This is a genomic window from Flavobacterium sp., from assembly GCF_035292545.1.
Taxonomy (GTDB): domain Bacteria; phylum Bacteroidota; class Bacteroidia; order Flavobacteriales; family Flavobacteriaceae; genus Flavobacterium.
In genome coordinates this window covers 17,017-30,099 of the sequence record NZ_DATDPV010000021.1, presented here as the reverse complement: position 1 = coordinate 30,099, position 13,083 = coordinate 17,017, and the positions used below count along the sequence as shown (strand labels likewise).

At 36.0% G+C, this 13,083-nt stretch carries 12 protein-coding genes and 1 pseudogene; 4 read left to right on the top strand and 9 right to left on the bottom strand.

Annotation, left to right across the window (positions count from 1 at the left end):
- Positions 1-273: 273 nt before the first annotated feature.
- Positions 274-453, top strand: a pseudogene (locus VI621_RS03475) (IS256 family transposase); the annotation flags it as partial.
- Positions 454-561: 108 nt separating this feature from the next.
- Here the strand turns inward: VI621_RS03475 and VI621_RS03470 are convergent.
- The 9 genes from VI621_RS03470 to VI621_RS03430 form a co-directional block, all read right to left on the bottom strand.
- A complete protein-coding gene (locus VI621_RS03470; RefSeq protein WP_324217001.1) occupies positions 562-969 on the bottom strand; it encodes a cytochrome c in 408 nt (135 codons plus the stop codon).
- Between the two features lie 6 nt (positions 970-975).
- Entirely contained in the window at positions 976-1,845 is an 870-nt protein-coding gene (locus VI621_RS03465) for a hypothetical protein (RefSeq protein WP_324217000.1), read from the bottom strand.
- Complete coding sequence (gene nrfD / locus VI621_RS03460) at positions 1,842-3,155, bottom strand: NrfD/PsrC family molybdoenzyme membrane anchor subunit (RefSeq protein WP_324216999.1); 1,314 nt, start codon at positions 3,153-3,155, stop codon at positions 1,842-1,844. Before nrfD ends, VI621_RS03465 begins: the two co-directional genes overlap by 4 nt.
- Before the next feature lie 2 nt (positions 3,156-3,157).
- Positions 3,158-4,090 carry a 4Fe-4S dicluster domain-containing protein gene (locus tag VI621_RS03455; protein ID WP_324216998.1) on the bottom strand — a complete coding sequence of 311 codons (933 nt, stop codon included), beginning with the start codon at positions 4,088-4,090 and terminating at the stop codon, positions 3,158-3,160.
- Between the two features lie 2 nt (positions 4,091-4,092).
- Positions 4,093-4,356, bottom strand: a complete 264-nt coding sequence (locus tag VI621_RS03450; protein WP_324216997.1) for a hypothetical protein — start codon at positions 4,354-4,356, stop codon at positions 4,093-4,095.
- A gap of 18 nt (positions 4,357-4,374) precedes the next feature.
- Complete coding sequence (locus VI621_RS03445; RefSeq protein WP_324216996.1) at positions 4,375-5,223, bottom strand: DUF5777 family beta-barrel protein; 849 nt, start codon at positions 5,221-5,223, stop codon at positions 4,375-4,377.
- A 17-nt stretch (positions 5,224-5,240) separates the two neighbouring features.
- Complete coding sequence (locus tag VI621_RS03440) at positions 5,241-5,579, bottom strand: cytochrome c (protein WP_324216995.1); 339 nt, start codon at positions 5,577-5,579, stop codon at positions 5,241-5,243.
- A 79-nt stretch (positions 5,580-5,658) separates the two neighbouring features.
- Positions 5,659-6,951, bottom strand: a complete 1,293-nt coding sequence (locus VI621_RS03435; RefSeq protein ID WP_324216994.1) for an ethylbenzene dehydrogenase-related protein — start codon at positions 6,949-6,951, stop codon at positions 5,659-5,661.
- A 662-nt stretch (positions 6,952-7,613) separates the two neighbouring features.
- Positions 7,614-8,951 carry an erythromycin esterase family protein gene (locus VI621_RS03430; RefSeq protein ID WP_324216993.1) on the bottom strand — a complete coding sequence of 446 codons (1,338 nt, stop codon included), beginning with the start codon at positions 8,949-8,951 and terminating at the stop codon, positions 7,614-7,616.
- A 355-nt stretch (positions 8,952-9,306) separates the two neighbouring features.
- On the opposite strand from VI621_RS03430, the gene eno reads away from it, so the two are divergent.
- From eno to VI621_RS03415, 3 genes are all read left to right on the top strand, one after another.
- Positions 9,307-10,599, top strand: a complete 1,293-nt coding sequence (eno, locus tag VI621_RS03425; RefSeq protein ID WP_324216992.1) for a phosphopyruvate hydratase — start codon at positions 9,307-9,309, stop codon at positions 10,597-10,599.
- 171 nt (positions 10,600-10,770) lie between these two features.
- Complete coding sequence (locus VI621_RS03420; RefSeq protein ID WP_324216991.1) at positions 10,771-12,054, top strand: citrate synthase; 1,284 nt, start codon at positions 10,771-10,773, stop codon at positions 12,052-12,054.
- A 107-nt stretch (positions 12,055-12,161) separates the two neighbouring features.
- Entirely contained in the window at positions 12,162-13,076 is a 915-nt protein-coding gene (locus VI621_RS03415) for a dimethylarginine dimethylaminohydrolase family protein (RefSeq protein WP_324216990.1), read from the top strand.
- Positions 13,077-13,083: the final 7 nt, after the last annotated feature.

Below are 13,083 nucleotides of genomic sequence, written 5' to 3'. Positions count from 1 at the left end.
ATAGGGTCAGCATTGTAAAAAACATATCGTAATTGGATTGACAGGATCAATATTCCAGTTGAAAATTGTTTTGAAGTATTAAAAACAATAGCAGTTAGCAATTATTTAATTTAGAATAAAAAACTCCAAATCGTTTTCGATTTGGAGTTTTTTTATTCTAAAATTTTAATCTAAACCATACCTTCATGACAATCAAACTCCATAACAGGGTAGTTTTCCATTACAAAGATTATAGGTCTTAACGTAATATTCCGGGACATCAATCAGTACTTCAATGGTAAAATTAGAAAATATACCAAAAATAAATTGTCATTCCCCACAGATGATGCTGTTATGAAATCCGTATATTTGGCTATCAGAGAAGCAACAAAAAAATGGTCAATGCCAATCCAAAATTGGGGATTAATCCTCAACCAGTTCTTAACTTTTTTTGAAAAAAGGGTTCAACTTTAATTAAAAAGTTAAACCCCTATATTTTTAATTTACACACTTAACGGGATAGTGTCTCCAATAAAAATTAAGCCCCAATTTTTTAAATTGGGGCTTAATTTTTATGTTTAATTATTTTTTCATTGTTCTTAGATAATTCACAACCAACCATCTGTCTTCGTCGCTTGCAATTTTTTTCTTAAATCCTGGCATATCATCTCTTCCTTCTATCATTTTGTAAAACAATTCGCCATCGGTCTGTTTTTGGAATTCAGCAGAAGAAAAATCTCCCAATTCTCCTTTAAGTTCAGGTGCTTTAGAGCCATCTCCCAATCCTTTTTTTCCATGACACGAACTGCATTGTTTTGCATATAATGCCTTTCCTTCTGCTAAGCCTTCCTTGTCTTTGGGATCAGTTGGATTTTTCATGGTTTTATATTTCGCTGGCACTATCCATTTACTTTGAATTTCAGTTGTAGAATAAATATAGGACCCAAAAGCAGTCAATCCGATAATCGATAATAATTTTAAATTTTGCATGAGTGTTTATTTTTTAGATTTGTAAATTTTGAATAAGTTAAGAACTAATAGCAACAATATTGACCAAATTCCTATTAATAATATGTTTGGAATTATCCATAAAAATATTGGTGTTTTTGTAGGAGGTGACCACATGGTTCTTTCATTGAAACTGGATTCATCAACTATTGGGACACCAAAATCCACTGTAACATTATCAATAACAGTGCCGTAGGTGTCACTTTCTTCTAAAGCAACTTGGAAGTTTAATTTTCCGTTTATTCCTGTAAGTCCTTTTTCAATTGGAACTAAAATAACTCCGTCCTCATCGGTTGCGTAACTCTCTTCTTCTCCTATTCCTAAATTACCGAACAGTCTTTTCAGTCCAACTTTTAGGCTTTCTTCAGCTATGGGTTCATCAGTATTGGATACCAAACGTGCTTTTATATTATAAACGCTATCAATCTTTTCCACTGATGTCTCAATATTGACATTAGTTATAGTGACTATTTCTTCGGCATCTTCAAAATTCTTATCGTTTTCTAATATAACGCTGAATGAAGCAGATGGGGTAATGTGTTTTAAGGGGATAATAAATTTGGCTTTGCCCTCTTTGTTTGTTTTTATTAGCCCTATTTTAATTGCTGCTTCAACATCGTTTGTATCTATTTTACTAACAATGAAATTTAAATTTGCGCAGGGTTCAAATCCGTCTTTCCCTTTATATTTTGCGGAAATTTTCAGAAACGAATTTTCTTTCATTATTTTAACATACTGAACAGAAAGACTGATGTCCTTTTTGTCTTCTTGACTATAGACATCATTTCCAAAAAAGCAAAGTGATATCATCAGAATCAAAAGCGATGTTTTGCAATAGGTAATAGCTGATCGTATCATAATTTTCCTATTTTATCTGTTTTTAAAAATCCTCTTTCTTCAGCAGTTTCATGAATTGGAATTATGGGTAAATAGCGAAAGAGTACGGTCATAATCAACAATGCTGCTGCTAAAGTTCCAAAAGTGATAATCCATTCCAAGCCGGAAGGAAAATAACTGTGCCAGGATTTAGGCACCCCCTGAATTGGAAGAATTGGATGAAGCAGTGTGGGTGTCACAATAATGAAACGTTTCCACCAGGCGCCAAGGACTACCAAAATCCCTATTATAAAAAGGGGAAATGGTTTTCTTCCTTTTGGAAAAACAAGAGTAATTACGGGTACAACTAATCCACCTATGATAACGCTCCAGAATAATAAGGCATAGCTTCCAAAAAACAGTTCATGTAAATGGGCCGCTTCTTCGGTAGTAGTTTTATAGGCTGGGATTAAATATTCATTTACATTGAAATATAAATAAATCAGACAAAGCAAAACCAGTAGTTTACCCATTTTATCAAAATGCAAATCGGTGATATAATCTTCTAAATGATAGGTTCTTCTCAGTACATACATAATCACGACTACAGCTCCGGCTCCGGCAACAAATGCTCCGGCAATAAAGTAAGGGCCAAAATTAGAACTGTCCCAACCCGGTCTGTAAGTGGTTGCAAATAACCAGGCTGTTACGGTATGGATTCCAAACGCAACCGGAATAATTAAAACTGATAACGTTTTGATAGATTTGTTATACAGGTTTTCCTGATCTTTACTTCCGGTCCAGTTCAAAGATAGTTTGCCATACCACTTGCTTAATTTTGGCTGGTCTTTAAAGTGTTTTTTCAGAATTGCAAAATCCGGTAATAATGGAAAAAACAGCAATAATACACTAATAAACAAATAAGTGGAAATGACCAGCACATCCCAGATAATCGGGGATTGCAATCTTCCGTGCAAAAAGATATTATAAATTCGTTCCGGTCGCCCCATATCTATGATAATGGTTAAGCCTGCCATGATGATGGCTGCTACGGCAATTACTTCGGCAATTCTAGTTAAGGGTGTGCTCCAGCTTGCTCCTGATAATCGCAAAATTGCTGTCACCAAAGAACCTACCAGACTTATGGCTACGAAAAACACAAAATTTGAAATGTAAACACCCCATAAGGCATAGTCGCGCATGTTGGTAATAATCAATCCTTTATCTAATTGTTGGTAATAAGCATACATTGCAAAAAGAATTATTACCAATAAAAAGGAAACCCAAATTTGACCAAGTTTCCCAAATTTTTTGGGAGCAAGGTCTTTTATTAATTTATCATATTCTTTCATGGTTATTCTTTTTTATGAACTGATTCATACCCGGTAAAGTTTTTAAGGCTTTCTTCAAAATCGACCAATCGATCAACAGGAGGAAGATAAAAAACGCTCGGTTCTGTCCCCAATCCTTCCAGTAAACGGTGTCCGGCGCGGTCTGTCAGAAGTTTGCTTAATTTGAAAGTTTCTCCGCTACCATTAGTAACGGCATCTTCATACATGTCACCAAACGCAAAAACATCATTAGGGCAGGCTTTTACACAAAATGGAAGTTCGCCTTTTACAATTTCATGAGGACAGAAATCGCACTTGTCAACTGTTCCTTTTACACTTGGTTTACCACAATGGTCGGGAGTGTATTCTTCTTCATGAACAATTTGCGGCTGATCCGGCTCATTCCAATTAAAAACCCGAGTACCGTAGGGGCAAGCTGCCATACAAAAACGACAGCCAATGCAGCGTTCATTATCTATTAATACAATACCATCCTGACGTTTAAACGTGGCATCAACAGGACAAACTTTTACACAAGGAGGCTTGTCGCAATGCTGGCACTGTGTAGGCATAAAGTAAGGAGCCGTTTTTTCGGATTCCTGCATTTTATAAACCTTTATCCAGGCGTTATCTCCTGTGATATAATGTCCTTTGTTACAGGCTGTTTGACATTTTAATGCATTTTTACACTTGGCTAAATCAACGACCATTACAAATTTCTTGCCTGGGAAACCTACTCTTGGATCATAACCTTTGGGTTTTAAGGATACTTCCTGAACTTCTGAAGCAGGTACTTGTATAAGATTTCCATCGGTAGACATAAGTTCCACCATTTCTGATGGCTTTTCATCACCAAAAACTTTTGAAGCTAATACCGTTCCTGCAGTCGCAAGTAATCCAAACTTAATTCCCAATTCAAAAAACTTACGCTTTGATTGTTGATTGTCTTCTTTCATGACTAGATGCTTTTTTTTAACCACCCTAAAAGTGATTTGTTGGAAATGTTTTTTTCAATGACTTTTGACTTGGCCAACACGCTTTTCTTTACTCTTACGGTGGTTCCGTCTGGTTTAAGCAGCGTTTGATATTCCGCTGCTTCGTCCAGGATTTCAGGTGTGGGTTTGCCAAAGCCTAAAAGCGGTAAAATTAATCCACCTCCAAGGAGTGGCAAAAAACCTCTTCTGCTGATTTGAATTTTATCGTTTTTATCTGAATTTTTCATAGCTAATAAGGTTGTATATTATAAATGCCATAATCTGGTAATATTAAAACCTATCATGAAATCACCATTAAAGAAATCATTTTGATTGTACATGTAATTTTTCTGTGCAACAATTCCTTTATAGTTACTGACAAAAACCTGAAAAGCATGTGAACCGGTTGAAAATTCAAGTCCTAAGTTAATCCCGGGTTTTGGAGTATTGATTTGATAGGTATTTAATGGTAGATGATATTCTGCCATAATTGAAGTTTGCGGACTGATTTTGTATCTTCCTGCAACAGAAACAGCAAACATATCGTTTCGCATAGTGCTTTCAACAACATTATAATGGGATAGACTTGGAGAAACCTGAAAGGAAATGTTTTTGTTAAAACGTCGTGCAATTATAATTTGATTGAAAAAAGAGTAACGGTCTCCGGTATGAATAAAATTTTCTTTCGGTCTCGCATCAATAGTATAATTGCCATAATAAGTAACACTTACCGGCATTTCATTGCCGCGAGTTTGTCTTAAAATAGCGCCTTTAAGGTTAAAGTCCTGTAAACGGTTGTCTTTAGTTGTTCCGAAACCCACCGTAATGCGATCGGTAACGGCATAACTCAAAGCGATTCTGATATTTGCAGGTCCCCAAATTCCAATCATATCATTGGTGCCGTTAACAAGACCAAAACGGTGGTTCATTACCATTTCTAAGGTCCCTTTGGTATTAACAACATTTGTTTGGTTGTCTATCAATGCAGTGCTTTCGAAAGCTGCACGCTCCAGTTTTACTTTACTTGTTGTAGCAATAGTGTCCTTTTCATCTTGTGCAAAAACCATAAGAGGAAGAACGAACACGGCTATAAAAATTGATTTATATAATTTCATGATTAATTTGTTTGAAATTAGTTATTAAGAGCGCCTTCGTTAATCCATTGTTTCACTAAATTGATCTTAGCTTGACTTAAGCCTCCGTCTGGCGGCATTAATGGGGCACCTTCTCCTATTAAAGCTTTGTAGAGCACGCTGTTTTCAGCGTCAGAGGGGATAACATAGGCGTTGTTTGCTGTCAAAGCAGTATAAGAAGTACCTGATCTTAAATCGGGATCTAAACCGCCGTCATGGCAACTGGTACAACTCTGATTAAATATGGGTTGAATTTCATTTTGATAAGAAATATTTTCGGGAATTGGAATGACCGAAGCATCCGGAAGGGCATCATAATAACAAGAGGAAGCTGCCATGCTCAGGCATATCACACCTAGGAATTGAATTGTTTTTTTCATTTTTATATTTTTTAAAAGGAAGAATAATTATTATATTTTACTCTACAATTTTCATTGTTAAAAGGTTTAATGTTCCATGAGCAATCGCAGCATTGCTAAAAAAGGACATACCAAATTTCATTTCTTTTCCAATTTCAAACGCGGCATCATTCGCAACATCTTCGGTGATCAGTTTACGGGTGATTTCAAGGACCCATTTAGTACCGGTATGGGTAGCTTTGATTTTGGTGTCATTTCGGGAATCGTAACCTACATAACCACTTCCGTCATTAATGGTAACACTCGGGAAACGTTTTTTTCCTGTGCCTTGTGCATAAGAGGCAAGATCAGTATTTGGATTCAAAGTCAGAATAGTGCCGGCAGCATCATTTATATAGGACAATGTTCCGTCAACAGCAACATTTACAACCGTTTTTGCAGTAAAATTTGCTAATTCATCTTTAGTTACCCAATAATAATTTTCAACCCCTGGTTTAATCCATTTGGGACCTTTTTTACCGGTTATAGGATCAGTGAATACAGGTTTGTCATCATATGGATTTTTCCCTGCATCTGGTAGTCTTCCTTGTGCTTGTGCAGTACCTCTTTTGTCAACAAGACCTGCAGCATCATTAAAAGCACTAACGTAACCATCATCAACAGAGCCGGAAATGGCGTTTCTAACTCTTTTCCAGTGCCATAAATCAGCTTTTGTGCCTGCTACCGGCATATAATGTCTGGTGTCTTTATCTCCTGCAACTGCACCGGTTAATCCTTTGTGACAAGTAAAGGAACAGGTTCCTTCATTCCAGCCTGCCGGGATGACTCCTGATGCATCTTTAATAGGGAACATAAATCCAAATTTATCTTCATAAAACTTGTCATTTGCATTATTGGCATATTTATGCTCTTGTTTCCATGTTTGAGTAGGTGCATAAAAATAAAAGGATTCTCTATCCTGACTATCGTTGCCATCTTCAACTTCTAATAAAAGGTAAAGATTTGTTCCGTCATGGCCTCCACGTAAAGAAAATTTATTGGTTTCTCCTTTATAAGGGTCAAAAATGTCCAAAGGTTCTGTATTTAAGAAACCATCGGAATTTAAGGGTACGGTTCTGATTCCTGCTGAAGGAACTGTATAAGAGTTTAATAAGGGTCTTGCAGAATCCCAAATGGCATCAATATTTCCATCAACAACAGGTGCTGTTGTAAATCTTTCTACCAATAATTCATTTGGACTCGATGTTAGTACCTCAGGTGTTGGAGCAACATAATCATCGGCATGAGTACATCCTTGCAAAACGGAAGTCAGTACCGCAATAAATAAGATACTTTTGTTTGTTGTTTTCATGTTATTAAGAATTTGTTAGTTTATAATTATTAAGTAAATTTCTACATTATTTGGCTATTATTTAATGATAATTATCATGTTTCTGGGTTGAAACATTTTCGGGAGTATCCTGTAATCTTATTTAGAATGAATAAGCATTATTTAACTTATATATTGTTGTTTTACAGTGATTTAAAAATAAAATCTAACCATAAACACTTGTTAAATATAACAAAAATACTTGTTAAAAATTTGTAATTCAGAAAAAACGCATGAAATAGCAGTTAAAATGCTTGAATTCAATTTTGTATGAGCCATAAAATGGTCAAAATCTATATTAATTATGTTAAAATATTTTTTCGAAAATGCAACCATAAATAAGACATAACAACAATGCTAAAATGGTTGTAAAAAAAGAAAAGAATTTGGTTTGACAACTAATCGAGCAGCACGGAATTAGCAGACAGTTTTTAAAGAATTTAAAACTTAATATCTACAAAAAGGTTAGTTCCGATTGTATATAATGGTTTAAAAAAGATAAATGGTCTTTTTCATTTTTTATAGGGTATGAATTATAAAAGCTGGGTTCACCTCTCAAATAAGAAGTGAACCCAGCTTTTATTAATCTTATAATCTCTGTAAATTTTATTTAGTTGCCATTTAGTAAATTGCATAAATAGAATCTACATCCCAAAAGGATAGGTGTCCGGAATTTCATTTCCGCCCGGCTGTATATGTATCGGATGCAAGGCACTTGTTTGATCAAGAAAAATAAAGGCATCGTATCGCTTTGGTAAAATAGTCGGAACATAATTTCCAAATCTTTCATGCTCCGGATTATAAACCACCCCAATAGCACGATGTCCTATAGGGGAAGAAAGGCATTCTGCTTCCTTAAGTTTATTCAATAGCAATAATTTGTTTTTTCCATTACTTGCAAGATGAAAAGCGTGTTCCCAGCTTCCTTCCATTGCTTCAGGAACTTTTATTTTTCGCATAGCATCTCCCCAATTTCTTCCGGCAATTACACTTCCTTTGTAGGAACCAAATCCAACTGCCACAACACCATCCATGGCAAATTGTTCTCTCAATAATTGCCCAACATTAACCATTCCGTCGGATGCCATATCTGTGGCTCGCGCATCACCGATATGGGTGTTGTGTTCCCAAACAATTGTTTTTGCCCCGTTGCCATGAAATTTCATGAGGCGTTCTAAAGTGGAAACCATGTGTTCATCACGAATATTCCAGGAGGCTGAACCTCTTTTTATCATGGCGCGATAATACTTTTCTGCATTTCTGGCTATATGGGCATTTTGCTCTGTACTCATGACATTTTCTGCATCAGTATTGTAGCTTTCGATCTTGCTTCTTATTTCAGTTAACATATGAAGCACTTCTTTTTCACACAATTCCGGAACCAGGGCAGAGGCTCTTGCATAAGTCTGTCCTTCATCTTTGCCGTAAGGTTCGAAACAGGCCATTGCTTTTTTGGCTATTTTAAGAGCTTCCGGATCATTTTTTTCCAGATAATCGATTATGGCCTGCATGGATTCCCTGAAACTATAAACATCCAATCCATAAAAACCCACTTTTTTATTGGTTGGTAAATCCTCATTATGACCCTTGAGCCAGTCTATGAATGCTGCAATTTCCCAATTGGCCCACATCCATGTCGGCCATCGGTTAAATTCATTCAGGACGCTGTAGATATCTTTTCCTGAAACTGGATATCCTTTTGCGAAACGATTTAAACGATAACAGTCTGGCCAATCCCCTTCGACTCCCACAAATGAGAAACCCTTTTCCTGAATCAGTCGCTGGGTTATTTTTGCTCTCCAGGTATAGTATTCATGTGTTCCATGAGAAGCTTCTCCAAGTAAAACATATTTAGCATCGCCTATATAATCCATTAGCGGATCCAAATCTTGTGAATTTTCTAAAGCGGTGGCGGAACGATTGATTAATTCTATAATTTCTTTAGAATTAATAGGGTAATCCAGATTTCTTAGTGTTTTCATTGCCTGTTGATTTTTTAAATTATTGAGTATTTTCTAAATTTTCAACCGAAATTAACATCTGTAAGCTTCGTTATAATGAAATGAAAGGCAATTATAAAATTACGCTATATATTTGATAATCAAATGTTTTATATAGATATTATTTATAATTTCTCATTAATAAAAGATATTGTAGCTGTCGATTAGTAACTGTCTGAAAGCAGAAAAATAATTAAAGTTGTGGCTCAGGATTTTTGCTTCAAAAATAAATTATAACGTTATCGTTAATAACATTCATTCTTTTTTTATTATCATAATTATAGATATAATATATTTGTAATTCTAAATTTACGATTCAACACTTAAAATAAAAATAATGAGTATTATTATCAAAGTTCACGCAAGACAAATATTTGATTCAAGAGGAAATCCTACAATAGAAGTTGATGTTATTACTGATAATGGGGTTTTAGGCAGAGCGGCAGTTCCATCCGGAGCATCAACCGGAGAGCATGAAGCGGTAGAATTGCGCGACGGCGGAAAAGCTTTTTTAGGTAAAGGGGTTATGAATGCAGTGGAAAACGTAAATACGGTTATCGCCGAAGAATTGTTGGGAACTTCTGTTTTCGAACAAAATCTGATTGATCATATGATGATTAAACTGGACGGTACACCAAATAAATCGAATCTTGGGGCGAATGCCATTCTTGGTGTTTCCCTTGCGGTTGCAAAAGCAGCTGCGAATGAACTTGGATTGCCATTATACCGTTATATTGGCGGTGTTTCAGCAAATACATTACCGGTGCCAATGATGAATATTATCAATGGAGGGTCTCATTCTGATGCGCCGATTGCGTTTCAGGAATTTATGATTATGCCTGTAAAAGCAAAAACATTTTCTGAAGCCATGCGAATGGGGACAGAGATTTTTCATCATTTGAAAAAAGAATTACACGACAGAGGACTTTCAACTGCCGTTGGTGATGAAGGTGGATTTGCTCCAAATTTAGCCGGCGGAACAGAAGACGCCATTGAGTCTATTAAAAAAGCGGTGGAAAGTGCGGGATACAAATTTGGCGATGAAATTATGATTGCTTTAGACTGTGCCGCTTCGGAGTTTTTTGTAAACGGAAAATACGATTACACCAAATTTGAAGGGGAAACCGGAAAAATCAGGACTTCAGAAGAACAAGCAGATTATTTGGCGGAATTGGCTTCTAAATATCCAATTATTTCTATTGAAGACGGAATGCAGGAAGATGATTGGGCAGGTTGGAAATATCTGACTGAAAAAATTGGAGATAAAGTACAATTAGTAGGAGACGATTTGTTTGTAACCAATGTAAAACGTTTGTCTAGAGGGATTGATGAAAATATTGCCAATTCTATTCTTGTAAAAGTAAATCAGATTGGTACGTTAACCGAAACCATTGCAGCGGTAAATATGGCGCATAATGCAGGTTATACTTCGGTAATGTCTCACCGATCGGGAGAAACGGAAGACAACACGATTGCTGATTTAGCAGTAGCCTTAAACTGTGGACAAATCAAAACGGGTTCGGCTTCACGTTCGGATCGTATGTCAAAATACAATCAATTGTTAAGAATCGAAGAAGAATTGGGTGATACAGCTTATTTTCCGGGTGTAAAAGCATTCAAAATCAGCTAGTTTTTAATTCTATTCCTATATAAAATCCAAAGCCAATGTTCCTCATTGGCTTTTTTATGACTTTTTGATAAAAATTAACTCTTTCAATGTAATTTTCATTTTTTAATTAATATGGAATTCCTTAGATTTGTTAAATTATAATTTTACAATATAAAAATCCCCAATAATATCATGTCAAAAACAGCAATATTAGAATTAGATGGTAATAAGTATGAGTTTCCGGTAATAGTAGGAAGCGAAAATGAAGTGGCTATCGATATAAACAAACTACGTGACTTAACCGGAGCAATTACACTGGATCCGGGCTATAAAAATTCAGGTTCTTGCAAAAGTGAAATTACGTTTCTTGATGGTGAAGAAGGAATTTTGCGTTACAGAGGGTATTCAATTGAAGATTTAGCCGATAAAGCAGGTTTTCTTGAAGTATCCTATTTATTGATTTTTGGGGAGTTACCAACCAAACAAGAATTAGAGAAATTCGAGAATGATATCAGAAGATATACCTTGGTAAACGAAGAGATGAAAAACATCATTGATGGTTTTCCAAGAAATGCACATCCGATGGGCGTTTTGTCTTGTTTGACAAGTGCCTTAACAGCATTTAACCCAAAATCGGTGAATGTTGATAATGAAAAGGAAATGTATGAGGCAGTTTGCAAAACCATGGGTAAATTCCTTGTAATTGCAACCTGGACCTACAGAAAAAGCATGGGCTTCCCTTTGAATTATTACGATAATACAAAAGGATATGTAGAAAACTTTATGCATTTAATGTTCGAATTGCCTACAGGTCCTTACACTGCAAATCCAACGGTTACAGCTGCATTAAACAAATTATTTATCCTTCATGGTGACCACGAACAAAACTGTTCTACATCAACTGTGAGAATGGTAGGTTCTTCTCATGCAGGATTGTTTGCTTCAATTTCTGCCGGAGTTTCCGCACTTTGGGGACCATTGCACGGTGGAGCAAACCAGGCCGTTTTGGAAATGTTGGAAGAAATCCAAAAAAATGGCGGGGATGCCGATAAATATTTAGCGAAAGCAAAAGACAAAGAAGATCCGTTCCGTTTGATGGGCTTTGGACACAGGGTGTATAAAAACTTTGACCCAAGAGCAAAAATCATCAAAAAAGCAGCTGATGAAGTATTGGCAACTTTAGGAGTAGACGATCCAATTTTAGCGATTGCAAAAAAACTGGAAGAATCAGCCTTAGTGGATGAGTACTTTGTTTCCAGAAAATTGTATCCAAACGTAGATTTTTATTCCGGAATTATTTATCGTGCGTTAGGAATTCCTACCGATATGTTCACGGTATTATTCGCCATCGGACGTTTACCGGGCTGGATTGCACAATGGAAAGAAATGCGTGTCAATAAAGAACCAATAGGTCGTCCAAGACAAGTATATACAGGTTATGCCTTGAGAGATTTTAAATCAATGGATAAAAGATAAGTTTCCCAATTAAATATAAAAAAAGCTTCATATAATCATGAGGCTTTTTTTATATTTGTCAACCCGAGCGTCAGCGAACTGACGAAGTAAAGCCAAAACCAAAACTGATGTTACAACTTAATGTAAAAAACGAAACTTCAAGATTAAGAGCTGTTGTTCTGGGTTCTGCAGTGAATAATGGCCCAACGCCAACAGCTGACGAAGCCTACGACCCAAAATCTTTAGAACATATTTTAGTAGGTACTTATCCTGTTGAAGAAGATATGGTTAAAGAAATGGAAGCGTTCCATGCCGTACTTCAAAAATACGATGTGAAAGTCTTTCGTCCGGAAATGATTGAAAACTACAACCAAATTTTCACACGTGATATCGGTTTTGTAATTGATGATATATTCATTAAAGCCAATATTCTACCGGATCGTGAGAGAGAATTGAATGCCATTCAATACGTTATTGACCAGATTGATCCAAAAAAAGTGGTTCGTCCGCCAGAAGAAGTACACATCGAAGGCGGAGATGTGATGTTATGGAACGATTATATTTTTATTGGAACTTATAAAGGCAGCGATTACAAGGATTATATTACGGCTCGGACGAATATGCACGGAGTAAATTATATCAAAGCATTATTTCCGAACAAAATGGTCAAAGAATTCGATTTGGTAAAATCCAAAATTGAAGCCAGAGACAATGCCTTGCATCTGGATTGTTGTTTTCAACCTGTTGGAACTGACAAAGGAATTATCTACAAAAGCGGTTTCCGTGAAGAAGCCGATTATATGTTTCTCGTAAATCTTTTCGGAAAAGAAAACCTGTTTCATATCACCCGGGATGAAATGTATAATATGAATTCGAATGTATTTTCTATCGCTCCTGACGTAGTCGTTTCCGAAAGAAATTTTACCAGATTAAATACCTGGTTGCGAGAAAACGGATTTACCGTAGAAGAAATTCCGTATGCCGAAATCGCCAAACAGGAAGGATTATTACGATGTTCCACTTTACCATTAATTAGAGACTAATTTCAAT